Here is a 25,428-nt window from a genome sequence, read left to right as displayed (position 1 = left end):
CTCTCGACCTGATCGCAAACTCTCGTATAGTGACGCCCAGTTGATCGCTGCACACAAATTTCTGCGCAAATTTTCCCAAGGACGACACGAGGCCGCGTCCCTGAGTGGCCGCCCGAGGACCTGATTGATGACCGCGCCCGCCCGTTCCTGCGACCGATCCACCGTCCGCTCCCTCCTCCCCGTTGCCCTGCTCACCGCAGCCGTGTCGGCCCTCGCCGTCGGCTGGGCCGTCTCCCTGGCGCCGTCCTCCGTACGTGGACCCCTGGGCTGGGGCGCGGGCGTCGCCGCCGTCCTCCTGTGCGTGGCCGTCACCGCTGCCGTACACGGCCTGCGGACGGCGCGAGCCGCCCGGGCCGAACTGCGCAGGCTCACCGGCGACGCCGTACGCGCCGCCCACGAGCGGGAGCGTCTCGCCGAGCAGTGGCGACAGGAGCAGCAACGGATCATCGACGCCGAGGCGCTCGAACACGCCCGCCTCGTCGAGGACTTCGCCCGGGAACGGGCGCACCTGACGCAGGCCGGTGAGGCTGAGCGCGCCCGCCTCGCACAGGACGCGCAGCGGTTGTCGGCGCAGCTCGACCGCGCCGTCGGTGAGCGCTCCGCGGCGATCTCGGCGACCGCGAACGCGGCGGCGCGCATGCAGGCGCTGGCCACCGGCACGCTCGCCGACCTGCGCGCCATGGAGGAGCGGCACGGCGACGAGGACGTGCTCGCCGACCTCCTGCACCTGGACCACCGGACCGCGCAGGCGGGACGGCTCGCCGACTCCATCGCCGTACTCACGGGCGCCCGCTCCGGACGTCGTTGGGCGCGGCCCATCGGCATGGAGTCCATCCTGCGCGGCGCGATGGGCCGGATCAGCGGCTATCAGCGCATCCGCCTCCACTCCGTCAGTGACATCGCGGTCGCCGGACACGCGGCGGAGGGCGTCATGCACGCCCTCGCCGAACTGCTCGACAACGCCGCCAACTTCTCGCCGCCGAACGCCGAGGTCCACGTCTACGTCGAAGAGGTCCCGGCGGGTGTCATCGTCTCCGTCGAGGACAGTGGCCTGGTCATGGGCGAGGTACAACTGCGCCGGGCGGAGAAGGCCGTCAGCGGCGAAGCGGTCGAACTCGGCGGCCTCACCGGCACCCGCCTGGGCCTCGCCGTGGTCGGCCGGCTCGCCCGCAAGTACGGCCTGAAGGTGTCCTTCCGGCCCTCGGCGCGCGGCGGCACCGGCGTGCTCATGCTCATTCCGCAGTCCATCCTCACCAGCGCCGTCGTCGATCCGCGGCCCGCCGCGGGAGAACGTCCCCGCCCCGAGTCCCCGCCCGCCACGCGGGAGGCCACGGTTTCCCCCGCCCGTGACACCCCGCGCACCGACGCCCCGGCTCCGCCGGCCGACGACACGCACGCGGCGACGCCGGAGGCACCCGGTGGGCTGCCCAAGCGCAGTCGCGGGCGAACCCTCGCCGCCGCCGAACGCGCACGTTCCGCGGCCGGCGGCGCCGAACGACGCCCGGCCGCAGCCGAGGACATCCGCGCCAAGGCCGCCCGCTTCAGCAGCTTCCGCGAGGCCGTACGCGCGGCCGGCTCCGAGGAGACCACCGGCCGGCACCCGCTGCCGCCGGACCCCGACACCCAGCAGGCCGCCCCGTCCGCTCCCGCCGACACCGCGTCCGACACCCCGTCCCACTCGCACACGCACCCGGAAGGCGACACCACCTCATGACCGGCACGAGTACCGCCGACGAGAAGCTCACCTGGCTCATCGAAGGGCTCCTGGAGCGCACCCCGGGCGCCCGGCACGCGCTCGTGCTGTCCCGTGACGGGCTGAAGCTGTGCCGCACCCCGGAGCTGACGGTCGACCAGGCGGACCAGCTCGCCGCCATCGCGGCCGGCATCCAGTCGCTCTCGCACGGCGCGTCGGTGGAGTTCGGCGACGGCAGCGGTGGTGTGCGCTCGTCGATGACCGAGTTCTACGGCGGAACCCTCTTCATCGTGGAGGCCGGCGAAGGCGCGCACCTCGCGGTGATCACCACCGAGGAGGCCGACGCCGGACTGGTCGGGCACAACATGAGCGAGTTGGTGGAACAACTCGGCGAGCACCTGACGGCCCATCCCCGTACCGCATGAGCCGCCCCGGCAGGGACGACGCGCCCGACCGTCTGTACACGCTCACCGGCGGACGCAGCGGTGCCGGGCCGGACAGTCCCTTCGACCTGGTCACCCTGGTGGTGGCCGAATGCGAACCGTCCCCCGGCATGCAGTCGGAGCACGCGGCGATCCTGCGCCTGGCGCAGACCCCCGCCGCCGTGGTGGAGGTCGCCGCGGACCTCGGACTCCCGGTGAGTATCACCAAGATCCTCCTCTCCGACCTGCTCGCCGCGGGCCGCGTCAGCGCCCGCCATCCACGCAGCTCGGCCCTTCCCGACCCCGACATCCTGGAGCAGGTGCTCGTTGGACTCCGCAGCCTCTGACGCCCGCAGCCCGCTGGGTGCCTCCGCCGACAACGGTCTGAAGATCGTGATCGTGGGCGGGTTCGGCGTCGGGAAAACCACCATGGTCCGGTCGGTCAGCGAGATCCGTCCCCTCAACACCGAGGAGACGATGACGCTGGCCGGCGAGGCGGTGGACGACATCAGCGCGGTGCGCGCCAAGACCGCGACCACCGTGGCCTTCGACTTCGGTCGCATCACCCTCGACGCGCGCAACGTGCTGTACCTGTTCGGCGCGCCCGGACAGGAGCGCTTCTGGTTCCTGTGGGACCGGCTGTTCTCCGGCACGCTCGGCGCGGTCGTTCTCGTCGACACCCGACGCATCGACGACTCCTGGTACGCGATCGACCGCCTGGAACGGCAGGGCACGCCGTTCATCGTGGCCCGCAACGACTTCGGCGGCCCCGGTCACACCCACGCGGACCTCCGTGCGGCCCTCGACCTCGACCCGCAGGTGCCGCTGGTCGACTGCGACGCCCGCTCCCGCGAGTCCGGCAAGCACACCCTCATCACCCTCGTCCAGCACATCAAGAACCAGTACGGCGGGCCGACGGCCCAGGCCGTGACGTCACCACGGGAGTTCGCGTGAGCACCGAAGCCGTTCCGCTGAGCGGCCCCCGCTTCCAGGCCGAACCCGCCCGGCTGTACCGGGAGATGCGCCGCGACCACGGTGCCGTCACCCCCGTGGTGCTGGACGGCGGCGTACCCGCGTGGCTCGTGCTCGGCTACCGCGAGCTGCACCAGGTCACCGGCGATCCGGTCCTCTTCAGCCGCGACTCGGACCTGTGGAACCAGTGGGACACCATCGCCGACGACTGGCCGCTGCTGCCGATGATCGGCCGCAAGCAGCCGTCCATCCTGTACACGGTGGGCGAGCGGCACCGTGAACGCGCCGGCATGATCAGCGACGCCCTGGAGGCGGTCCCCCCGTCCGAACTGCGCCACCTGGCGGAGCGGTTCGCCGACGAACTGATCGACTCCGTGTGTGCCCACGGTCAGGCGGACCTGATCGGCCAGTACGCCATGCTGCTGCCGGTACGGGTGCTGGCGCGACTGTACGGCTTCTCCGACGAGGAGGGGCCCGGGCTGGTCACCGCCCTCAACGACATGATCGACGGACGGGAGCGGGCCCTGGCGGGCCAGAGCCATCTGGCCACGTCCATGGTGGAGTTGCTGGCCGAGCGCAGGGCCACGGCCGCCCACGACGTCGTCTCCCGCATGGTGGCCGACCGCAGCGGTTTCACCGACGAGGAGATCGCACAGGACCTCATGGTGATGATGGCGGCCGGACACCAGCCGACCGCCGACTGGATCGGCAACTCGCTGCGCCTGATGCTCACCGACGACCGTTTCGCCGCCTCCCTGTTCGGCGGCCGCAACAGCGTCGCCGAGGCGATGAACGAGGTGCTCTGGGAGGACACGCCCACCCAGAACGTGGCCGGCCGCTGGGCCTCGCGCGACACCCAGCTCGGCGGCCACCACGTCCGGGCCGGCGATCTCCTGCTGCTCGGTCTGCAGGCCGCCAACTCCGACCCGCAGGTGCGGACCGACGGCTCCGCGCTCACCGGCGGGAACAGCGCGCACTTCTCGTTCGGCCACGGTGAGCACCGCTGCCCCTTCCCCGCCCAGGAGATCGCCGAGGTGATCGCCCGGACGGGCATCGAGGTCGTACTCGACCGTCTGCCCGACATCGACCTGGCCGTCCCCGCCGAGTCCCTCACCCGTCGTCCCTCGCCGTGGCTGCGCGGGCTGACGGAGCTGCCCGTGCGGTTCACACCCACACCTGCCCTGGGAGGCAACCGACCATGACGTCCGGCACCGAAGCACCGCGGATCGCGCTGGATCCGTTCGTCACCGACCTGGACGGCGAGAGCGCGAAGCTGCGTACGGCGGGACCGCTCGCGGCGGTCGAGCTGCCCGGCGGTGTCCCCGTGTGGGCCGTCACCCACCACGCCGAGGCCAAGGCGCTGCTCACCGACCCGCGGCTGGTCAAGGACATCAACGTGTGGGGTGCCTGGCAGCGCGGGGAGATACCGCCGGACTGGCCGCTGATCGGCCTGGCCAACCCGGGCCGTTCGATGCTCACCGTGGACGGCGCCGACCACCGCCGGATGCGCACCCTGGTGGCCCAGGCCCTCACCCCGCGCCGGGTGGAGGCGATGCGCGCCCGCATCAGCGACCTCACCGAGCAACTGCTGGACGGGCTGCCCACGGACGGCCAGGTCGTCGACCTCAAGGCGGCCTTCGCCTACCCGCTGCCCATGTTCGTGGTGGCGGACCTCATGGGCATCGACGAAGCCCGGCTGCCCCGGCTCAAGGTGCTGTTCGAGAGGTTCTTCTCGACCCAGACCCCGCCGCAGGAGGTGATCGCCACTCTCGTGGAGCTGGCCGGCATCATGGGTGAGACCGTCGCGGCGAAGCGGGCGGAGCCCGGTGACGACCTGACGAGCGCGCTCATCCTCGCCTCCGAGGACGGCGACCGCCTCACCGACGAGGAGATCGTCTCCACGCTGCAGCTGATGGTCGCGGCCGGCCACGAGACCACCATCTCCCTGATCGTCAACGCCGTCGTGAACCTCTCCACCCACCCCGGCCAGCGGGACCGGGTCCTGTCCGGCGCGGTGGACTGGTCGGCGGTGGTCGAGGAGACGCTGCGCTGGTCGACGCCGACCTCGCACGTCCTGATCCGGTTCGCGACCGAGGACGTACCCGTCGGCGACAAGGTGATTCCGGCGGGGGACGCGCTCATCGTGTCGTACGGCGCGATAGGCCGCGACGAGCAGGCGCACGGCCCTACGGCCGGTGACTTCGACATCACCCGTGAGACCCGGACCCGTCACATCTCCTTCGGCCACGGCCCGCACGTGTGCCCGGGAGCGGCGCTGTCCCGCCTGGAGGCGGGCGTGGCACTGCCCGCGCTGTACGCCCGCTTCCCGGAACTGGACCTCGCGGTCCCGGCGTCGGGCCTGAGCAACAAGCCGGTGGTGACCCAGAACGACCTCTTCGAACTGCCGGTCAAGCTGACCTGACCGGTGCCGTCACCATGACGAGCGGGCCCGGAGGTTTCCGGGCCCGCTCGTCCGTGCGGGGGCGGCCTTCGCGGGCCGGGTTGACCGGTCAGGCGTTGGCCGCCGGGACCGGTCGGTCGGACCGGGCGGAGCCGGGCCCGGGAGCCGGGTCGTCCGCATGCTCCGCCGGGCCGGACGAGTCGGTCCGCTGCTGCGGGAACACCAGGTCCCGGGGTCGGGCGCCGTCGGTCGCGGCCGTCTCGTTCTCTGCCCTCTCGGCCTCGGCCTTGGCGGCCAGGGCCTCGACGGCGGCGTTGAACCGGGTCATGGAGGTGGGGCTGTCCGGGCCCAGGACGTACTCCTTGAGGGTGCGGCGCCGCGCGGCCATCGGGTCGTGGCGCGGCTCGCGGACCGACCGCAGGATCTCGGGCAGCCGGGTGCAGTCACGGTCCAGCAGATAGGCGCCGCCGGCGGTGGTGTAGGCGGCGCGGAAGTCCTCGTCGGGCAGATCCTGGGCGTTGGTCAGGACGTACGGCTTGAGGCCGGCCACGAAGTCGGCGACCACCGAGGACACGTCGCTGATGAGGACGTCCGCCTGGTTGAAGCACTCGTACAGCGTGGGCAGTTGCTTGAGGATGACGCTGTGCCGGACCGGCCCCCGGCTCTCCCGGAAGAGCTCGTGCCATTCGGCGTGCAGTTCCCGCCACTCGGCGGCGTTCCCGGGGTCGGGGACCCGCGCGTCACCGGTCTGCTGGACGAGGTCGCCCCCGTGCCGCCCGGCCAGTTCGTCGAGCCGGGCCTGGATCTCCTTCAGCCGCGGCCTGGCGGCTTCGACGGCGGCTTCCGCCCGCTCGGCGTCGCGCTGTTCGTTGTCGGCGCTCAGCAGCGCCCGGATGGCCCGGTCGGCGGCGGCCGCCTCCTTGGAGCGTTTGCCGGTGAGCGGATGCGGCTTGTAGACGACCCGTACGTTCTCCGCGAGGAGCTTCTCCACCAGGGTCACGCCCATCGGGATCAGGGAGGTGTGGCAGTCGTCGTCGCTCCAGCCCTCCCAGGTGGGGGCGTACAGGACGACGGGCAGCGGGCCCGGCGTGTGGTCCTCGTGCAGGCGGATCGGGGACAGTTGGGGGCGGCCCACCTCGACGATCGCCTCGTCGCTGATGGCGTGCCGCACGCGCTGGTAGCGGTCCCGGCCGGCCCGGCCGGCCACCCATATCTCGTCGTACACCTTGCTGACACGGTTGCTGCTGGCGAGCTTGTCGCTGTCGCCGTGGCCGATGAAGACGTGCTTGGCCTCGGCGACGCGCAGCATGTGCACGTTCTTGCCGGCGTTGCCGGGATAGAGGACGACCCGGACGTCGGGCAGTTCCAGCTCGGCCAGGTCGTCTGCCTTGGGCACGCAGAGGACGGGGACCGAGGTGCGGCTCAGGTTCTGGAACGAGGGGTGCTCCCGGAGGATGATCAGCGGTCGCCGGTCGAGCTGCTCCAGCGTCTCGATCCACATGTTGACCTGGTACATGAAGTCCCGTGAGACCGCGGCGAAGCTGAAGTACAGCGCCACCTCGGGCCGGTGTCCGGCCAGCTGCCGGTTGACCTCGGAGATCACTTCCTCCCGCCGCGGCATCCGGCGGGCCCTGCCCAACTGCAGCAGCAGCGCCAGCACCGCCCCCACGGCCAGTCCGCCGGTCAGCGCGTAGCCGAGGTACGCCGGGTACCACGCTCCGCTCGCCAGCGCGGCGAGCAGCCCGGCGTGCGCCGGCAGGTCGAGATGGAGCATCTTGCGCAGATGACGCCGGTAGAGAAGCGTGGGCGGGCGCTGCGGGATGCCCGCCTCGCTCATGTCGAGATTGCGTACGAGCACGGGCAGTGTCCGCCGCCGGCGGATGGCGTGATGCACGGCCGAGTACAGCATCACCATGGCGAAGTGGGCGCAGAAGAGGGCCAGTCCGACGGCCAGCACCGCACGCGGCGCGTCCATCCGCTGGGCGAGGGCGAGCAGCATCAGTGTCCTGACGGCGAACCGCATCGTGCGGTCGACCTGCAGCATCGACAGTCGGCGGACGAACGTGGGGGCCCGGTGGTGCAACGCCTCGTCCGCGGCGTAGCTCACCGCCGAGGCCGCGGCGAACCCCCACAGGGACGGTGTCAGCGCGAACACCGGCAGCGCCGCGAAGCCGGCGCCGAACAGGAACACCAGCAGCAGGTCGAACTTTCCCCGCACCCGCAGCGCGTCGCACAACCAGCGGATCATCATCGGCAAGCCCCCCGGAGTTGCATACGGCGGACGCCGTCGTTGTTCAGTTCGACGTAACCGGGACGCGAATGGTTGTGCATCTGGCAGACGGAAGTAATTCACCTCGGATTAGTGGAAGGTTCTCATTCCGCTTACTTGCCTCACCCGCCTGACCTGCCTCACCTGTCGGCGGCGGGCCCACGACCGTCGGGATCGGCCGGCGGTGTGCGCCCGGCTCATCCGGCCCTGCGCCGCGGCGGACCGGCGAGAAGCAGGTGCTCGATCGTCTCGTAGCGCCCCCGTTCCCGCTCGGTCGCCCGCCGTCCGCACAGCAGGGTGCCGAACCAGCCGAAGAAGAAGCCGAGCGGCACCGAGACCAGTGCGGTCGTGGTGAACGGGAACCAGTTGAAGTCGGCGTCGGGGAACGCGGCGAGGGGCGACCCGGACACCAGGTTGGTGCCGGTCATCAGGACGAGGACGCTGAGGGAACCGCCGATGAGCGTGCACAGCAGCCCGGCGCGCGTGAAGCGCCGCCAGAAGAGGCCGTAGACGAGCGCGGGGGCGATGGCGGAGGCGCCCAGACAGAACGACAGGGTGGCGAGCGGCTGCAGGCTGCGGTGCTGGGCCAGCACGGCCAGCAGGATCACCGGCGCCCCCACGGCCAGGGCGGACGCGCGGGCCAGCGCCATCTCGCGCAGCGGCGGCATGTGCGTGCGCCGGGAGGCGGCGACATCGTGCGCCAGCGAGTTGGCGCAGGCCAGCGTCATACTGGCCACCGATGCCAGCAGGGTGAGGAAGATCGCCGTCGTGACCGTGGTGAACAGCAGGCCCTCCGGGCGGGACAGGTGCGGACCGAACGCCGCCCGGGAACCCAGCAGGTAGGCGGTGTTGCCGCGCGGGTCGGCGGCGGCGATGCCGGCTTTGCCGATGAGCGCCATCGCGCCGACGCCGACGACGGTGATCACGAGGACGAACAACGCGACGGAGGAGACCGCCCAGGACATCGCGCGGCGCACCTGGCGCGCGCTGCCCGCGGTGTACATCCGCATGGTGACGTGCGGCAGGCAGGCGCCGCCCAGCACGATCGCGCACTGCGTGCTGACCATGTCGAGCGCGGGATGGGGTCCGCCGGCGAACTGCAGGCCGTAGCGCAGGTAGCCCTGGCCGGACCCGCTGCGGTCCGCGGCGGCGTGGAACATCGTCCGGGGGCTCCAGCCGAAGGTGTGCAGGATGAGTACGGCGATGACGAGCCCCGAGCCCAGCAGCATCACCGTCTTGAGGATCTGGATCAGGGCGGTGCCTCGCATGCCCCCGAGGGCCGCGTAACTGATCATCAGTGTGCCCGCGCCGACGACGCAGCCGGTCTTCATGGCGCTGTCGGAGAAGCCCAGAATGTAGGCCAACAGCTGACCCACGCCCGCGAGTTGGACGACCATCATCGGTACAAGCGACAGAATGGTGACCACACAGGCGGTGATGCGGACCGCGCGCCCGGGCAGGCGCCGGCCGAGTGCGTCGCCCATGGTGAAGCGGCCCGTGTTGTGCAGGGGTTCGGCCAGCAGGAACATGAGCAGCAGCAGGGACAGCAGGGTGCTCAGGGCGAGGACGACGCCGTCGTAGCCGCACAGCGCGATGACCCCGCCGATGGTCAGCACGGTGGCGGCGGAGATGTAGTCGCCGGCGACGGCCAGGCCGTTGCGCAGGGGCGACAGTGACCGGTACCCGGTGTAGAACTCGTCGATGTCGTCGCGGTCGGGGCCGGTCAGCACGCACAGCAGGAGCGTGACCGTCACGACACTGCAGAAGGCCACGAGGGACCAGGACTGCGCGGTGCCGCCGAAGTCCGTCACGACCGCGGCTCGCTGTTCCGGTCGGCCGGATACTGCCGGCTCACCCGGCGGGCGAGGGGGTCGACGTACCGTCGTGCCGCGTACTCGTAGACGACGACGGCCAGCCAGGTGACGGGGAGTTGCAGCAGGGCGAGCACCAGTCCGGTGGGAAGGCCGCCCGGTGCGGGGCGGGTCATGACGGACGGGACTTCGACGGTGAGTGTCAGGAAGACGGCGAAGTAGCCGAGGGCCGCGAGGGTGGCGACGCGCCGCTGCCAGCGGCAGGCGCGGCGCAGGAGACGCAGATGGCGGTGCTGTCCGGTCCACGAGCGGGGCCGGTGCCCGCCCGGCCACGGGTGACCGGCTGCCGAGCCCGGCGTTCGGAGAACCGGGGCGGGTGCCGGTGCCGGTGCCGGTGCGGGTGCGGGGGAGGAGTGCCGTCCGTGCCGGCGTCGAGCCGGGTATAACTCGGAGCTGTCGTAGGACATCCCAGAATCTCCTAGCGAGGCAGGGGCCCGAGGAACGGGGACCGCGAGAACGTGGGGGAGCGGTTCGGGTCACCGCACGCTATGCGGGTGTCGGACAGTCCGCAGGGTCTTCCGCCGAACTTCCTGGTGGCGGCCCTGCGCCGCCCCTGACCTCGGGCGTTGGCCGAGTTGCCGCTGTTGCGAAAGGGCACCCGAGTGTTCTGTGGGCTCCGCCCGTCGAAGCGTTTCGCGTTGTCGTTGCGGCCGGGAGACGTTACCCGGGCGAGGGCGCCGAAGGAGCGGCCGGGCGCGCCCGCGCCCACCCGAGCAGCACCACGGAGCACATCGCCGCGAACGCACACCAGGTGGAGACGAACTCCAGCCGCCACAGCGCCCAGCAGCCCACCGCGCCCGCTCCGGCCAGCACCCCCAGCACCAGCAGCCACCGGTCGGCGGACAGCAGCAACGAGCCGACGGTGGCCAGGAGATAGCCGGCGACGAGCAGGGGCGCGTGGGGAAGGTCGAGTACGTAGCCCACCGTGCGGCCACGGATCTCGGCCGTCGCCGGCCCGGTGGCAAGGGCGTGGGCGAGCACCGCGGCCGTCACGGCTCCGGGGGCGAGGGGCAGCAGCAGACGGCGCCGGGCGTACCGGGGAGCGGCACACATCACCCCGGCCGGGACCCACACCGCGAGCAGCGGCAGCGCGATGACGGCCCACACGACGGTGGCGGGTCCGCTGCCGCCGCCCGAGTCCCAGAGCACCGACTCGATGATCTGATGCGCCCCCAGCAGCAACGGCAGCGCCGCCAGGGGGAGGTCCCGGACCCTGCGCACCCGCGCCACACAGGCCACCCCGAGGGCCGCGACACCTGTGCCCGCCACGAGGTCGGCCGTCGCACTCCAACACATCACGCCACCATGGGTCCGCCGTCGTGCGCATGCCCCTACGCCCGACCCACCGTACGACGATCACGCGCGGCGGCCCGGATGACACGGCAGCCGGCCGCCGGGGAGGTGCCACGGCAGCCGCCGACGCGGCGCGGCGCCAGGGTCGCCGGGCCCCGGCGGACCCATGGGTGATTGGCTGTGACCAGCCGGTACCACACCACCCTGGCCCCAGCGGCCGAAGGAAGGCTTCGCATCATGAGCAACCCGTACACGTACGAGTACAAGGTCGTCAGCTTCAGGGAGTCCCTGATCGGCGACGCACTGGACAGCGACAAGCTGGAGAAGGTCCTGAACAAGCACGCGGAGGACGGCTGGGCCCTGAAGGCGATCACCTCCGCCGACGTCAAGGGCCGCGTCGGCCCCGGAGCCGTCGAGGGTCTCCTGCTGACCTTCGAGCGTCCGCGCGGCTGATCATGGCGTGGCCGGGTGATCGCACGCGAGCCCGGCCGGAGGTTTCCGCGCCGTTGTGCGAGGCGGTCGTCGTGACGGGACGGCCGCCTCGCGCACGGGGAGGGTCAGGGCTTGCGGGCGAGGCCGCCGTGCTCGCCTATCTGGTCCGCGGGCGGGGCGGCGGGGTCCGGACGCCAGAGGGGAACGGAGACGACTCCCGGCTCCAGAAGCTCCAGACCGTCGAAGAACGCGGTGATCTGGTCGACGGTGCGCAGGTTGTAGGGGACCGCGCCGCTCTCGTTGTAGGCGTCCTGGGCCTGTTCGAAGACCGGGTCGACGCCCCGTGAGCCGTCGTTGATGGAGAGGTAGCTGCCGGACGGCAGGGCTTCCATCAGGTGGGTGACGATCGAGCGTGCCTGGTCGTAGTCGCCGATGTGCCCCAGGATGTTGCTGAGGATCAGGGCGGTGGGGCGGCCGAAGTCCAGCGTCTGCGCGGCGGACGCCAGAATACGGTCCGGGTCCAGCACGTCGGCGTCGACGTAGGCGGTCGCTCCCTCCGGGGTGGAGTAGAGCAGGGCGCGGGCGTGTGCCAGGACCATGGGGTCGTTGTCGACGTAGACGATCCGCGCCTCGGGGGCGATCCGCTGGGCGACCTCGTGGGTGTTGTCGGCTGTCGGCAGGCCCGTGCCGATGTCCAGGAACTGCCTGATGCCCGCCTCGGTGACCAGGTGGGTGATGTTGCGCCGCAGGAAGGCCCGGCTGCTGCGGGCGATGGTGACGATGCCGGGGAAGACGGCGGTGTACGCGTCGCCGGCCGCCTCGTCGACGGGGTAGTTGTCCTTGCCGCCGAGCCAGTAGTTCCAGATCCGGGCCGAGTGCGGCACCGACGTGTCGATCTTCGGGTGCGCCTCTGGTGCGGGCGTCGTTGCGGGGTCGGTCATGGCAGGCGTCCGTCTTTCAGCCGAGTCGTGAAGTGTTCACCGCACAACGTACGTCCCAACGGCACGCGCGCGTACACCAGTTCAGGTATCCGGTGGGTCGAGTCGCGGTGTTTCACCGCAGACGCTCCGGTCGTCCGTATTCGTTGCCTCCCGCCTCTGGCCCACGGGCCGTACCCGCCGGTATACAAGCCAGGTTGAAGGGGGAAGGACCGCGTGCGGTCTTCGCCCCGTCGTGCGGTCCGACCAGGGGGAGGCCCTACATGAACCGTGACACGCATCCTGTCGCACCGGCGCGGAATCGCCGTCGCGCCAGGGCGGCCGCGGCAGCGGTCGGTGGCTGCGCCCTCGTGGTGAGCCTGGCGGCACCGGCCGCGGCCCACGGCTCGGGCGGCGGCCGCGACACGGACTACGTGGCGCTCGGGGACTCCTACACCTCGGGCCCCCTCATCCCGCGTCAGGTGGACGCCAACTGCGCCCGCTCCGACCACAACTACCCCGCACTCCTGGCGGCGACCCGAAGAGCGGTCGTCCTCAGGGACGTGAGCTGCGCCGGAGCGACGACCGAGCAGATGTGGACGGCGCAGGGCACCAACGGACCCCAACTCGACGCGGTGGACCGCGACACGGACCTGGTGACGCTCCAGATCGGGGGCAACGACATCGGGTTCGGCTCCATCATCGCCACCTGCGCCCAGCTCAGTTCCCAGGACCTGGCGGGCAACCCGTGCCAGCGCTCCTACGCCTCCTCCGGCGTCGACCGGCTGACGCTGGCCGTCCTGGAGACGGCACCGAAGGTGACGCGCGTGCTGAGGGCCGTGCACGCCAGGGCGCCGCACGCCCGGGTGCTGGTCGTCGGATACCCCGACCTCCTGCCCGACGACGGCAGCGGCTGCTATCCGTCGGTGCCGTTCGCCGCGAAGGACTTCCCCTATCTGCGCGACACCACCAAGCGGCTGAACCTGATGCTCCGGCTGGTGGCAGCGCTGAACCGCGCCGAGTACGTCGACACCTACGGCCCCACCCGCGGCCACGACATGTGCAAGCCGCCGGCCGACCGCTGGATCGAGCCACTGCGGCCGGCCTCCCCGGCGGCCCCGGCACACCCCAACGCCAAGGGTGAGGAAGCCATGGCGGGGGCGGTGCAGCAGAAGCTGGGCAGGGAGGGCAGGCACTGAGACGCCGGCACCCGGGGCAGGCGCCTTCCGGCAGAACACCTCACAGACAGGCCGGAAGGTGCCCTTCACCTCGCCGTGTTGCATGATCATGCGGGAAGTTGCATAATCTTGCCATGTCCAAGGTCCTCACCTCCCTTCCCGCCGGCGAACGCGTCGGCATTGCCTTCTCCGGCGGGCTCGACACCTCGGTCGCCGTCGCCTGGATGCGCGACAAGGGCGCCGTGCCGTGCACGTACACCGCCGACATCGGTCAGTACGACGAGCCCGACATCGGCTCGGTGCCCGGCCGTGCCTCCGCGTACGGCGCCGAGATCACCCGGCTCGTCGACTGCCGTGCCGCGCTGGTCGAGGAGGGGCTGGCCGCGCTCGCGTGCGGTGCGTTCCACATCAGGTCGGGCGGGCGCCCGTACTTCAACACCACACCCTTGGGGCGCGCCGTGACCGGCACGCTGCTGGTGCGCGCCATGCTCGAGGACGGGGTGCAGATCTGGGGCGACGGCTCCACCTTCAAGGGCAACGACATCGAGCGGTTCTACCGCTACGGGCTGCTCGCCAACCCGCACCTGCGGATCTACAAGCCCTGGCTGGACGCGGACTTCGTCACGGAGCTCGGCGGCCGCAAGGAGATGTCGGAGTGGCTGCTCGCGCACGGGCTGCCGTACCGCGACTCGACGGAGAAGGCCTACTCCACGGACGCCAACATCTGGGGCGCCACCCACGAGGCCAAGACGCTGGAGCACCTCGACACCGGCATCGAAACCGTCGACCCGATCATGGGCGTGCGGTTCTGGGACCCGTCGGTGGAGATCGCCACGGAGGACGTGACGATCGGCTTCGACCAGGGCCGCCCCGTCACCGTCAACGGCAAGGAGTTCGCCTCCCCGGTCGACCTCGTCATGGAGGCGAACGCGATCGGCGGCCGGCACGGTCTGGGCATGTCCGACCAGATCGAGAACCGGATCATCGAGGCGAAGAGCCGCGGCATCTACGAGGCGCCCGGCATGGCCCTGCTGCACATCGCCTACGAGCGCCTGGTCAACGCGATCCACAACGAGGACACCCTGGCCGCGTACCACAACGAGGGCCGGCGGCTCGGCCGGCTGATGTACGAGGGCCGCTGGCTGGACCCGCAGGCGCTGATGATCCGCGAGTCGCTGCAGCGCTGGGTCGGCGCGGCGGTCACCGGTGAGGTGACACTGCGGCTGCGGCGCGGCGAGGACTACTCGATCCTCGACACCACGGGCCCGGCGTTCAGCTACCACCCGGACAAGCTCTCCATGGAGCGGACCGAGGACTCGGCGTTCGGTCCGGTGGACCGGATCGGCCAGCTGACCATGCGGAACCTGGACATCGCCGACTCCCGCGCGCGGCTGGAGCAGTACGCCGGCCTGGGCATGGTCGGCACCGCCCACCCGACGCTGATCGGCGCCGCGCAGGCGGCCTCGACCGGTCTGATCGGCGCCATGGACGAGGGCGGCGCGGAGGTGATCGCCTCGCGCGGCGAGGCCACGGACGAGGAGACCATGCTGGACCGGGCCGCGATGGAGTCCGGCACGGACTGAGACCGTCACCGGTCGGCAGGAACCTGGGCGGCGGGCCCCGGCGGACTTCGGTCCGCCGGGGCCCGCTCCCGTCGTACGGCGGGCGGACCCCGGCGGCGCCCGCCGCGGTTACGGCAGTACTCAGGGCTACGGCAGCCCCCACGGCTCGCCCGGCTCGCTCGGGCTGACCGGAGCGATGTCGAGGTCGGGCCGCGCACCCGTGTACAGCAGCACCTCGCGGTTCTTGGCTAGCTCGACGGCGAGAGTGCCGTCGCCCTTCGCCCGGGTACGGGCCGGGGTCCCGTCGTCGAGGACCGCGGTCACCGGGCCGCCGGACAGGGAGTGGCGGATCACGAGCGGCTCGCCGGCCAGGCTCCGTACCCGCACGAAGCGGGTCGCTCCGTCGGCGCGGACCGCGCTGACGAGGAAGGCGCCCTGGGTGCGGAAGTCGTGGAGGGTGACATCGGCCCAGGCGCCCGGCACGGCGGGAAAGACCCGGACGACGCCGCCCCAGCTCTGGCAGAGCATGTCGTGCAGGGACTGCGACGCCGAGAGCGGGGTCTCGATGACCGGACCGGCCTCGGTGTAGTGCGTGTTGGCGCGGCACGGGTAGCGCGTGGTGGGGTCGAAGAACTTCTTCAGGTAGGTGAGCGCGGTGTCGCCGCGGCCCATCATCGCGTACAGGGACGCGGCACCCGTGTAGCTGTATCCGCGGTGGGCGCCGGTCAGCGCGTGCCAGCGGACCACCGACTTCTCGATCAGCTCGCGCTGCTCCGGCTGGTCCCAGTTCACCAGGTAGAGGGGGTACACCATGAGCATGTGGGAGTAGTGGCGGTGGGACTGGGCGTACGGGGTGTCCCCGCCGATCATGAAGCCGTTGTCGTCCACCGGGTACGGCGTGAGCTTGGCCAGCACCTCCTGCCAGCGCTGCTTCAGCGGATCGTCGATCTTCAGCCGGGCGCTCGCCTCCAGCAGAGTGGTGCAGCCCCAACGGATCAGCGACAGGTCGTAGTTGGTGTCCCTCGGGGGCACCACGGGGTACTCCGGGGAAAGCGTGGACGGCAGGTGCAGTTTCCCGTCGTCTCCGGGCTGAAGGAAGTGCAGGTAGTAGTTGATCGCGCGGCGCAGCAGGGGGAACACCGTGTCGCGCAGCAGCGACTCGTCCATGCTGTGCCGGTAGCTGAGCCAGGCGTTGTGCAGGGCCCACGTCAGATCGCCCACCTCGGCGCCGCTGCCCGGCGTGCCGACGCCGCGGGTGGCGAACATGTCGGAGCTACGGCCGACTCCGGCGCTGTCCGCCCGGTAGGCGGCGGGCACGTTGGCGGTCAGCTGCTCCTGGTTCTGCCGCAGGGTGGTGGCGAGCGCGTCGAGTTCCAGGTGGTTCGAGCCGTGGATGAGCCAGTACTCGAGCTGGAGGTTCAGGTTCCACCACACGGCGGGCCACGGGGTGGGCTCGAGCCAGGGCCCGCAGGTCGCCATCACGGGGCCGCCCGCACGGCTGGCCGAGGCGACCTTGTAGAGCTGGATCCAGTGGAAGCTCTGCAGTCGCTCGTCGGGGACGGAGACGAAACTCCTGCGGTAGAACGCCTGCCACCAACCGGTGTGCTGCTTGCGGAGCGCGTTGTACGTGCCGGCTCGCTGGATCTTCCTGAGTGAGTCCGTCGCGGCCCGGGTGTCGGAAGGGAAGCTGTGGCTCACGTTGAGCAGGAGGGTGTCTCCCGTGCGGCGGTGGGCCGTCGCGGTCTGTCCGCCGCCGACCAGCGGCTGGAGGACCTGCTGGACGTCGCCGGTGGATCGGGTGGTCCAGGCGGGGTTGGGGACGTAGCCGGCCGGCGGCGCCTCGCTGATTTTGCGGGGGCTGAGGGCCTCCTCGGGGTGGAACGTCCAGTGCACCTCCTCGTCGCCGGAGGCCGTCACCCGGGCCGCGAATATCCCGTCGTGGATGAGGGCGGAGAGCTTCAGGACGCCCTTGTCGGTGGTGACCGTGCCGGTGAGCTCGGCGTTCCACAGGCTCAGCCGCCAGTCGACGGCGGTGATGGTGCCGACCGGGTCGAGCGTCAGATGGCCCACGGGCAGCCGGCAGGTGCCCCAGCCGCTGCCGAACTCGGGCCGGTGGTCCTGTACTTCACCGTGCTGGACGGTGAAGCGGACGCTGTTGGCACCGGGCTCCTGGTACACCATGCTGCCCAGCCGTCCGTCCCCGAGGAACGGTCCCTCGTGCCACAGCTTGGGCAGTCGGTGCCACACCAGGTCCTGTCCGCGCAGGAACGCGGACCACGCGCCGTCCGAGGCCACGCGGTTGCGGAGTTTCCAGGGAGCGCGGACGCCGGGCGCGGCGGCACCGCCATCGGCGTCGACTGTGCCGGCCGCGTGGGCGACCGAGGGGAGCGCGGCAAGCGCCGTACCGCCCAGCGCCGAGCCGAGCACGGTTCTGCGAGAGGTCATGCGGGTGCCTCCAACGAGTGGGGAAGTCAGGGGGAAGGCGGGTGAGAGGGGCCGGCGGGAGGAAGCGTCACGCCCATCCGGCCGGTTCGGCGAGGGCGTACGTCGAGGCGATCCGGTGGTTGTCGTGCAGGATCGTCAGCTCGCGCGGCCCGCTGGGCGCTCCGTCGCGCCAGGCGGTGCAGTAGATCCCGTTGGACCAGCGGATGGTCCGCGAGGTCGACGGCAGGACGGTCAGACCCGTCCGGCTCACCCTCCTGGTTCCGTTCAGCCACACCTCGAAGGCGCCCTGGCCGCTGCCGGCCAGCCTGAGCCGGGTGACGACGCTGATCCAGGTGTCCTGGAGCCCGCTGATCGATCCGGCCGTGCCCGAGATGCCGCCGGAACCGCCGAAACGGATCTGGGACCCCATGACGAACATCAACAGCCAGGGCCCTTCCGGGTCTTCGGGCGACCACTGCTGGAAGGTGACGTTCTGGTCGTGGAACGTCCAGCCGGGCCCGAGACGGATCACCTGGCCGTAGTACCGGTCCTCGCCGACGCTCTGCGCGCCGCGCTTGATCACCTCGGAGTGGTAGCCCCCGGTCTCCCCGATGTACGTCTGGGTCGCGGCGAGGGCGTGCGCGCCCTTGTACGTCGGCGAGTCGACGGTCTCGATCACGCCGTCCTTCTGGGCGTAGGCGTAGTCCCAGCCCTCGACGCTGCCCCGGTTCTGGAAGAAGACCTCGTCGGCGGCCTGGGCCCGGGCGGGCAGGAGGGCGGTGGCGGCGCCGGCGAGGCCGAGTCCGGCGAGGGTGGTGAGCGCCTGTCGTCTGCGCACGGCTCACCGCGTCCAGTACGTGATGTTGCGGAAGCGTGCCTCGGCACGGCCGCTGCCGTGGTGGTAGACGCCGTTCTTGAAGTGCCGGGTGGCCGGGCCGCGATCCTGCCTCGTCAGTACGAGCTCGTCGTCGAAGTAGACCTTGACGGTGCCGCTGGAGGCGTTGTGCTCGAGCTTGACGTTGAACCACGTGTCGAAGGCGTTCGTCTTCAGGACGGTGGTGTCGAACGCCCGCACCGTGCCGCCGCTCGCGCTGTAGACGTTGAGCATGAAGTCCGTGGCGGGGGTGCCCTCGGGGTGGATCACCCGCAGGATCTGCACGAAGGTCGCGCCGTTCGTGCCGGACGGCAGGTACACGTCGGCGTCCCACATGTGCGGCCCGGAGGTGTACTGCTGCTGCCAGCGCATCTCGGTGCGCGGGTCGGTGGAACTGCCCTGCGACAAGGGCTCGTCGGTGCTGTAGACCCACATGCGGTGGACGCCGCCGCTGTAGCTGTACCGGTCGCTCAGGGCGAGGTTCCACGGCTTCTGCAGGGCATACGTGAAGGCTGTTCTGCTCCAGCCGTCCGTCGGTGAAGCGGCCGCGGCGGAGGACACCGAGGGGGTCATCGCCCAGACGGCACCTCCGGCGAGTAAGCCGCCCGCCGCGAGCACGTTGCGCCTTGATGGGTCCATGTCACTTCCTTGTGGGTCGGGGTCACTCGAAGGGGGCCCGGCCGCGCCCCGAAGGCGCCGACCGAGCTGAGGTGATCCGACGATTCATCGGATCTATATCGAGGTTCAAGGTATGAGCGGGGGCTGAGCGCGTCAATATTTCTGTCACGCAGAGAAGAGATCCGATGTGCGCGAGGGAAGTGGCGCTGGATCGGCTGGATCGGACGGTCGGTGCACCGGTTCGCGCGGCGCCGCGGCGCCGCGCCCGATCAGGAGCCGTGGGCGGAGGGCGGCCGGAACTGGGGGCCGTAGTTTCCGGGTGCGTCGGGAAGGGTGATGTCCATCAGTTCCACCGCCGGACCCTCCAGCCCGCGCATGGCGTGGACGGACGCACGCAGGGCCCTCCCGTCGCCGTCGGCCCAGGCCCCCTCCAACGCGTCCAGCACGGTTGCGTAGGCGTCGTCGAAATGGTCCAGGGCCTCCTGGACCCGCCGCGGCGGGTGGGGCCAGCCGCCGGCCGGGACCCGCGCCATGGGACGCGTGTCGGGGAAGGGCACGGGCGCGCCCGTGAACGTCCAGCCGTCGCCCTCCTTGCGCAGCCGCCGCCCGTGGTAGATCTCCCCGAAGGCGTAGTAGTGCGCCGGGTGGTCGTCGCCGAAGGCATCGGACGGGGAACTGGTGGTGCCCTCGCCCTGCTCCTTGATGATCTGGAGGGAACGCTCGACAGCGTCGAGGCTGTCGACCGGTCGCAGGACGTCGGCACCGATGTGTTCGGACACCTGCCCCCGCGTCGACAGTTCCGGCGCCGTCCTCCGGAACGCCTGCAGCAGGCCGTCGTAGAAGGTGCCGATGGTGGGCGAGGTGTGCGCGTCGCGGGCGAGCGGAGTCTCGGGTTCCTCGAGCGCCATCATCACGTCGTGCACGTAGGGCTTGGTGAGGCCCGACAGGTAGACGTAAACGCCGCTGCGCACACCACCGGGCAGCGGTCCGGGGTAGGCCGGTGCCACGTCCTTGAGTCGCGGCCGCCCGCCCACGGCCACCAGCAGGTTGCAGACGACGCCCAGGTGGTACATCTCGTCCCCGACGATGCGCCGGATCAGTCGCGCGGCCTCGCTGCCCCGGTCCTTGACGGACCACCAGCCGCACAAGTAGGGCGGAATAGTGGCGAGTTCGAGTTCCACGGCGACCTGGAGGGCCTGCCTGAGCCAGTCGACATCGCGACCGTGATCGGGCACGGCGAGCAGGCGCGCCACGGACCCCGGGCCGGGTGCGGCGGGCGGCGGCTGGCTCGGCGGCGGTCCGGCGGCGTGCGCGGGAACGGCGGCGGAGACCGGGGCGGCGGCCGTCAGGGCGGCCGACGCGATGAAGGTCCGGCGCTTGAGCGGGACAACGGCCTGCCGGTCAGAACTCTCGCTTGTATCAGTCACCGTGGTCTCCTCATGAGCTTGGCCCCGCCCCGGCTCCGGCTGTGCCGGGACCTCCGACGGCTCGCGAAGCTAGCAACGATCATGACCGATCCCAAGGCGCGCGGCTGCGGGCGGCCCACGCACCACCCTGTCGGCCCACGGGCGGTCCTCAGGGAGCGCTTCGCTTCCGCGGCACACCTCGGCGCGCTCGGCGGGACCTGCCGCCTGCTCCGGGCTGGATGTGGACCGATTCTGTTACTCAGGGTCACAGGGCGCGGGGCGTAGGGTCAGGGGGCGGGGCGGGAGAGCTGAGGGGTGTGGGGTGTCGCCGGAGCCGGTGCGGTTTGCGGTCCTTGGACCGGTGCGGGTCTGGCGGGCGGGGGTGGAACTGGAGCCGGGGCGTCCCCAGGAGCGAGCGCTGCTGGCGTTGTTGCTGGCCCGGGCGGGGCAGCCGGTCGCTGTCGGTGAGATCGTCGAGGTGCTGTGGGGTGGGCGTCCGCCGGACAGCGCGGTGAACGTGGTACGCCGCCATGTGGGGGCGCTGCGCCGCCTGTTGGAGCCGGGCCTTCCCGCCCGGGCGGCGGGCCGCTGGCTGGTGCGAGGGGCAGGCGGCTATCAGCTGGTGGCCGACCGCGACTCGCTGGACCTGTTGCGTTTTCGCGCGTTGCGGGCCGAGGCGCGGCGGACGGTCGCGGAGGGGGCGCCGGGGCGGGCGGTGGAGGTGTTCATGGCGGCGCTGTCGCTGTGGAAGCAGCCCGCAGCCTCGGGGATCCCGGCCCGGGCACGGGCCCATGCGGTGTTCGACGCGCTGGACGGCGAGTATCTCGAGGCGGTGAAGGAGGCCGCCGATCTCGCGTTGCGGGCCGGGGTTCCCGAGGTGGTGCTGTCCCGGCTGCGGGAGGCGGCCGTCGGCAGTGGACTGGACGAGCCGCTGCTGGCCCGGCTGATCCTGGTCCTCAAGGCCACCGGCCGGCAGTCGGAGGCGCTGAGCACCTATCGGGCGGTGGCGGCGCGGCTCGCCGAGACTCTGGGCATCGACCCGGGCCCGGAGCTGCGCGAGGCGCACCGGACGGCCGCCCGCCGGCCGGCATCCCCTTTCCCGGGAACCGGAACCGGAACCGGAACCGGAGTCGGACCGGTCACCGGCGAAGAGGAGACATCCTCCGAGCATGATCCGGCGGACTCCCACGTCACCGGTCCACAGGTGGCCGCGCTGCCGGTGCCCGCTCAACTGCCGCACGATCTGGCGGCGTTCACCGGTCGGCGGGCGGAGATGGACGAGGTCCTCGCGCTGCTGTCGGGCGGGGCGCGGTCGGCGGAGACAGTGGTGATCAGCGCGGTCGGCGGGATGGCCGGGGTGGGCAAGACGACGCTCGCGGTGCACTGGGCGCACCGGGTCGCGGAGCGCTATCCCGACGGGCAGCTGTACGTGAACCTGCGGGGTTTCGACCCGTCGGGGGCGGTACTCAATCCGGCCGAGGCGGTGCGGGGTTTCCTGGCCGCGCTGGGCGTGGCGCCGGACAGGATTCCGCAGGGTCTGGACGCGCAGGCCGCGCTGTACCGCAGCCTGCTGGCCGGGCGCCGCTTCCTGGTGCTGCTGGACAACGCGCGAGACAGCGATCATGTACGGCCGCTGCTGCCCGGCACACCGGGCTGTCTCGCTATCGTCACCAGCCGCAACCAGCTCACCGCCCTGGTGGCCGCCCACGGCGCGCACTCCCTCACCCTGCACTCGCTGGCGGCCGACGAGGCGCGGGAGTTCCTGATCCGCCGGCTGGGAGCGGAACGGGTGGCCGCGGAACCGGAGGCGGTTACGGAGATCATCGCGCTGTGTGCCGGGCTGCCGCTGGCGCTCGCGTGTGTCGCGGCCCGGGCGGCCGCCCACCCGCATTTCGCGCTGGCGGACATCGCCGTCGAACTGCGCCAGACCCACGGCAGCCTGGACGCCTTCACCCGCGCCGACACGTCCGCCGATGTCGGCGCCGTCTTCTCCTGGTCCTCACGCGCCCTGTCACCTGCCGCCGGCCGCCTCTTGCGGCTGCTGGGCCTGCACCCGGGGCCGGATGTCACCGCACCGGCGGCCGCCGCCCTCGCCGGAGTGGAGACACGTCAGGCACGGCTGCTGCTGAGCGAACTGGCCCGGGTGCATCTCATCAACGAGCACGTTCCCGGCCGCTACGCCTTCCACGACCTGCTGCGGGCCTACGCCGCCGAACTCGCCCACACCGAGCTGGGCGAGGCCGAACGCCACGAGGCGGTGCGGCGGCTGTTCGAGCACTACCTGTACACGGCGCATGCGGCGGGCCTGCTGATCGCCCCGTACGCGGACGCGATCCCCCTCCCGCCGGCCCCGGCCGGACTCCTCACCGAGCCACTCGCGGACGACGGGCAGGCCCTGTCCTGGCTCACGGCCGAGCATCAGGTGCTCCTGGCCGTGATCGACGCGGCCGCGACCGTCGGCCCGGGCTCGGGCGGGGAGCGTCTTGCCTGCATGCTCGTCTCCTGCCTGGAGCGGTTCTTCGACCGGCGTGGTCACTGGCACGGCTGGGCGGCCGCTCAGCGGACCGCGCTCGACGTCGCCCTCCGGCTGGCCGATCCCGTCCTGCAAGCCCACGCCCTGCGCGGACTGGGCCGGGTGGAGGGCCGGCTGGGGCTGCGCGACGAAGCGGGTGCCCATCTCGAACAAGCCCTGGAACTCTTCACGAAGATCGGGGACGACGTCGGCCGGGCCTACGTCCACCTGAGTCTCGGCTGGGAGGCGGAACAGCGCGGTGACCTCCCCGACGGACTCAGGCACGACCAGCGTGCGCTGGACCTGTTCCGGACCACCGGCCAGAAGGCCCCGCTGGCATCGGCGCTCAACGCGGTCGGCTGGGATCACGCCGTGCTCGGGCAGTACGCGCAAGCCCTCAGCCACTGCCTGGAGGCCGTGGCCATCCAGCGGGAACTCGGCGACCACGTCGGCGAGGCCGCCACCTGGGACAGCATCGCCTACGCCCACCACCGGCTCGGCGACCACGCGCAGGCCCTCATCGGCTACCGCAACGCCCTCGCCCTCTACCGGCAGGCGGGTGTGCCGGCAGAGGAGGCCGGGTCCCTGGCCCGTATCGGCGACACGCACCACGCCACCGGGGATCACGAGGCCGCCCGCACCGCCTGGCAGAGCGCCCTCACCCTCCTCACCGACCTCGCTCACCCCGACGCGGAACGCATCCGCGCCCGCCTCCGGCGACTGGACGAACCCGGCGACCACGCGTGACCGGGACGGCGACGGGAAGGGCGGGTCCAGGGCGGGTCCAGGGCCTGATCCCAACGGCGGGCCCTAGCCGTCCGTGGGCCTCGTGACGGCCGCCAGGGCCAGTCGACGGCCGGTGAGGTCCTGCGCGGTGGCGGCCAGGCCGACCTGGTGGCGCTCGGCGTAGGCGCGGAGCATGCGGGTCGCTTCGGCGATGGAGACGCCCGCGTACTGCGCGACCATGCCCTTGGCGGTCTCCAGGACCGCCTTGGCGGCCAGGGCGCTCTGCACCTTGATGACGATTTCCGTCTCTTCGGCCGGTTCCGCCGACCAGTGCATGAGGGCGAGGGCGGCCACGTCGGCCATGGCCTGTGCCACCTGCTCGTCGTCACCCGAGAGGTCGCCGGTCTCACGGCGGAAGATGTTGAGGGCGCCCAGTACCCGGTCGTGCAGGCGCAGCGGCACCGTGTGCACCGACCGGTAACCGATCTCCAGGGCGGGCGGCACGAACCCGGGCCAGCGCGCCTCCTCCAGTGAGATGTCGGCGGTTCCGGAGGATGCACCGCTGCGGTAGCAGTCCATGCACGGACCCTCACCGCTCTGCAACTGCAGCAGTTCCAGGAACGCCGCCTCCTCGCTGGAGGCGGCCATCGTGCGCAGGGTGCCGTGGGCGTTGGCCATCATGACCGCCGCGGCGTCCGCGTCCAGCAGGGCGACGCAGTCGCCGACCAGGCGCTGGAACAGGGTCAGGGGGTCGAACGCGGTGGAGAGCGTGTCCGACAAGCCCACGAACGCTCTCGCCAGTTGCTGTTCGCGGCTCATGGTCTCTCCTCCGTGACGGCGCTGTCGGTACCCGCCGGCGCTTCAGTCATGATCGCCGATGTCCGACGTCCGGTTGACGATGTCCCGGGCCAGCTCGCTCGCGGTCCTGCCCTGGGCGAAGGCACGCGCACGCAGCCGGGCCAGGGCCTCCTCGGGCGAGACGGCCAACTGCACCATGATCATTCCAGTGGCCTGGTGGACCTCCTCCCGGTCCGTCTCCGCCCCCTTGAGCCACGCTACGACTTCCTCGGGGTTCCGCGCGCTGCCGTGGACGGCCGTGATGCCCGCGTTGACGGCGTCGGCGGCCAGGAGGGCGACGTGGATGTCGCTGTCGGAGAGGGGCCCGGGCTCGCGGCGGTACATGTCCATCGTGCCGAGGGTCCTGACGGGGCTGCTGAGCGGAACGGAGAACACGGCCTTCGCGCCCGCCCGTACGGCCTGCGCGGCGAACATGGGCCACCGGCGCACCTGGCGGGCGTCCAGCAGGTCGGGAGCGAAGACGGGGGCCTGCACCATACGCGCCTGGAGGCAGGGTCCCTCGCCGAGCGTGTACTGGATCTCGGCGAGCTGGGCGGAGACGGCGTCACTCGCGCACAGCAGCGTGTCCGTACCCGTCCCCGCCCCCTGCAGCGAGACGGATACGCCGGTGACCGGAAGCAGCCGTAGGCACAGCCGGCACAGCGTGACGGGGGCGTCCTCGGGTGGGACATCGCGCAGAGCCTCCGCCAGGATGTCGGCCACCCGGCACTGCTCCTCGGCCGACCCGTCCACGTCGCTGTCGGACGGGTCCTCGTCCTCCGTCACGATGGTCTCCAGTGCGAGGCAGGTGTTGCCGTGCATGCTATCCCCGGCCGCGCCCCGGGCCGCCGCGCCCGATCCGACGCCCGATCCGACGCAGCGGGCCGCCGTCGGGGCCACGGCACCCGCGGGCCGGCGGGCTCCCGACGAGCCGCACGCGAGGTGGTCGTGGCGGGCCCGCGCGGCCCACGCCGAAGGCCGCGCTCGGTCGGACGCGGCCTCCGCGCTGACGGAAACCGGA

General features: G+C 71.7%; 21 protein-coding genes. 10 read left to right on the top strand and 11 right to left on the bottom strand.

The window, feature by feature from the left end:
* Positions 1 to 127 precede the first annotated feature (127 nt).
* Genes OG985_RS07840 through OG985_RS07815 form a run of 6 tightly spaced genes read left to right on the top strand, consistent with a single transcriptional unit; the run spans position 128 to position 5,509 of the window.
* Entirely contained in the window at positions 128 to 1,714 is a 1,587-nt protein-coding gene (locus OG985_RS07840; RefSeq protein WP_371667512.1) for an ATP-binding protein, read from the top strand.
* Entirely contained in the window at positions 1,711 to 2,118 is a 408-nt protein-coding gene (locus tag OG985_RS07835; RefSeq protein ID WP_371667511.1) for a roadblock/LC7 domain-containing protein, read from the top strand. Before OG985_RS07840 ends, OG985_RS07835 begins: the two co-directional genes overlap by 4 nt.
* The gene (locus OG985_RS07830; protein ID WP_371667510.1) at positions 2,115 to 2,462 is read left to right on the top strand and encodes a DUF742 domain-containing protein; all 348 of its coding nucleotides are present in this window, start codon (positions 2,115 to 2,117) and stop codon (positions 2,460 to 2,462) included. The genes OG985_RS07835 and OG985_RS07830 overlap by 4 nt, the downstream gene beginning before the upstream one ends.
* Complete coding sequence (locus tag OG985_RS07825) at positions 2,443 to 3,069, top strand: ATP/GTP-binding protein (RefSeq protein ID WP_371667508.1); 627 nt, start codon at positions 2,443 to 2,445, stop codon at positions 3,067 to 3,069. Before OG985_RS07830 ends, OG985_RS07825 begins: the two co-directional genes overlap by 20 nt.
* Entirely contained in the window at positions 3,066 to 4,289 is a 1,224-nt protein-coding gene (locus tag OG985_RS07820) for a cytochrome P450 (protein ID WP_371667507.1), read from the top strand. Before OG985_RS07825 ends, OG985_RS07820 begins: the two co-directional genes overlap by 4 nt.
* Entirely contained in the window at positions 4,286 to 5,509 is a 1,224-nt protein-coding gene (locus OG985_RS07815) for a cytochrome P450 (RefSeq protein WP_371667506.1), read from the top strand. Before OG985_RS07820 ends, OG985_RS07815 begins: the two co-directional genes overlap by 4 nt.
* 88 nt (positions 5,510 to 5,597) lie before the next feature.
* Here OG985_RS07815 and OG985_RS07810 read toward each other — a convergent pair whose 3' ends face one another.
* From OG985_RS07810 to OG985_RS07795, 4 genes are all read right to left on the bottom strand, one after another.
* Positions 5,598 to 7,739, bottom strand: a complete 2,142-nt coding sequence (locus OG985_RS07810) for a hypothetical protein (protein ID WP_371674296.1) — start codon at positions 7,737 to 7,739, stop codon at positions 5,598 to 5,600.
* A gap of 215 nt (positions 7,740 to 7,954) precedes the next feature.
* Complete coding sequence (locus OG985_RS07805; protein ID WP_371667505.1) at positions 7,955 to 9,568, bottom strand: cation acetate symporter; 1,614 nt, start codon at positions 9,566 to 9,568, stop codon at positions 7,955 to 7,957.
* Positions 9,565 to 10,035 (bottom strand): DUF485 domain-containing protein, encoded by a 471-nt coding sequence (locus OG985_RS07800; protein WP_371667503.1) that lies wholly within the window; start codon positions 10,033 to 10,035, stop codon positions 9,565 to 9,567. The genes OG985_RS07805 and OG985_RS07800 overlap by 4 nt, the downstream gene beginning before the upstream one ends.
* Positions 10,036 to 10,288: 253 nt before the next feature.
* A complete protein-coding gene (locus OG985_RS07795) occupies positions 10,289 to 10,924 on the bottom strand; it encodes a DUF6629 family protein (RefSeq protein WP_371667502.1) in 636 nt (211 codons plus the stop codon).
* Positions 10,925 to 11,158: 234 nt separating this feature from the next.
* Between OG985_RS07795 and OG985_RS07790 the strand changes: the two genes are divergently transcribed.
* On the top strand, positions 11,159 to 11,374 hold the full coding sequence (locus tag OG985_RS07790) for a DUF4177 domain-containing protein (protein WP_371667500.1): 216 nt from the start codon (positions 11,159 to 11,161) through the stop codon (positions 11,372 to 11,374).
* A gap of 104 nt (positions 11,375 to 11,478) precedes the next feature.
* Here the strand turns inward: OG985_RS07790 and OG985_RS07785 are convergent, their stop codons facing one another.
* Positions 11,479 to 12,294, bottom strand: a complete 816-nt coding sequence (locus OG985_RS07785; RefSeq protein WP_371667499.1) for an SAM-dependent methyltransferase — start codon at positions 12,292 to 12,294, stop codon at positions 11,479 to 11,481.
* Positions 12,295 to 12,554: 260 nt separating this feature from the next.
* Here OG985_RS07785 and OG985_RS07780 point away from each other — a divergent pair, with 260 nt between their 5' ends.
* Both OG985_RS07780 and argG read left to right on the top strand, forming a co-directional pair.
* Positions 12,555 to 13,469, top strand: coding sequence for an SGNH/GDSL hydrolase family protein (locus OG985_RS07780; protein WP_371667498.1), 915 nt, complete (start codon positions 12,555 to 12,557; stop codon positions 13,467 to 13,469).
* A gap of 113 nt (positions 13,470 to 13,582) precedes the next feature.
* The gene (gene argG / locus OG985_RS07775; RefSeq protein WP_371667497.1) at positions 13,583 to 15,031 is read left to right on the top strand and encodes an argininosuccinate synthase; all 1,449 of its coding nucleotides are present in this window, start codon (positions 13,583 to 13,585) and stop codon (positions 15,029 to 15,031) included.
* A 126-nt stretch (positions 15,032 to 15,157) separates the two neighbouring features.
* On the opposite strand, the gene OG985_RS07770 is transcribed toward argG, so the two are convergent.
* From OG985_RS07770 to OG985_RS07755, 4 genes are all read right to left on the bottom strand, one after another.
* Entirely contained in the window at positions 15,158 to 17,455 is a 2,298-nt protein-coding gene (locus OG985_RS07770) for a Tat pathway signal sequence domain protein (RefSeq protein ID WP_371667495.1), read from the bottom strand.
* A gap of 67 nt (positions 17,456 to 17,522) precedes the next feature.
* Positions 17,523 to 18,272 (bottom strand): heparin lyase I family protein, encoded by a 750-nt coding sequence (locus OG985_RS07765; protein ID WP_371667494.1) that lies wholly within the window; start codon positions 18,270 to 18,272, stop codon positions 17,523 to 17,525.
* 3 nt (positions 18,273 to 18,275) lie between these two features.
* Positions 18,276 to 18,947 (bottom strand): polysaccharide lyase family 7 protein, encoded by a 672-nt coding sequence (locus tag OG985_RS07760; RefSeq protein WP_371667492.1) that lies wholly within the window; start codon positions 18,945 to 18,947, stop codon positions 18,276 to 18,278.
* A 248-nt stretch (positions 18,948 to 19,195) separates the two neighbouring features.
* A complete protein-coding gene (locus tag OG985_RS07755; RefSeq protein ID WP_371667491.1) occupies positions 19,196 to 20,353 on the bottom strand; it encodes a ferritin-like protein in 1,158 nt (385 codons plus the stop codon).
* 316 nt (positions 20,354 to 20,669) lie between these two features.
* Between OG985_RS07755 and OG985_RS07750 the strand changes: the two genes are divergently transcribed.
* On the top strand, positions 20,670 to 23,591 hold the full coding sequence (locus OG985_RS07750; RefSeq protein ID WP_371667489.1) for a BTAD domain-containing putative transcriptional regulator: 2,922 nt from the start codon (positions 20,670 to 20,672) through the stop codon (positions 23,589 to 23,591).
* A gap of 63 nt (positions 23,592 to 23,654) precedes the next feature.
* Here OG985_RS07750 and OG985_RS07745 read toward each other — a convergent pair whose 3' ends face one another.
* Positions 23,655 to 24,389, bottom strand: coding sequence for a GAF and ANTAR domain-containing protein (locus OG985_RS07745; protein WP_371667487.1), 735 nt, complete (start codon positions 24,387 to 24,389; stop codon positions 23,655 to 23,657).
* Between the two features lie 42 nt (positions 24,390 to 24,431).
* Positions 24,432 to 25,229 carry a GAF and ANTAR domain-containing protein gene (locus OG985_RS07740; protein WP_371667486.1) on the bottom strand — a complete coding sequence of 266 codons (798 nt, stop codon included), beginning with the start codon at positions 25,227 to 25,229 and terminating at the stop codon, positions 24,432 to 24,434.
* Between the last annotated feature and the right edge of the window lie 199 nt (positions 25,230 to 25,428).

The organism is Streptomyces sp. NBC_00289 (assembly GCF_041435115.1).
GTDB lineage: Bacteria > Actinomycetota > Actinomycetes > Streptomycetales > Streptomycetaceae > Streptomyces.
This window is presented reverse-complemented; position numbering and strand designations above follow the sequence as displayed.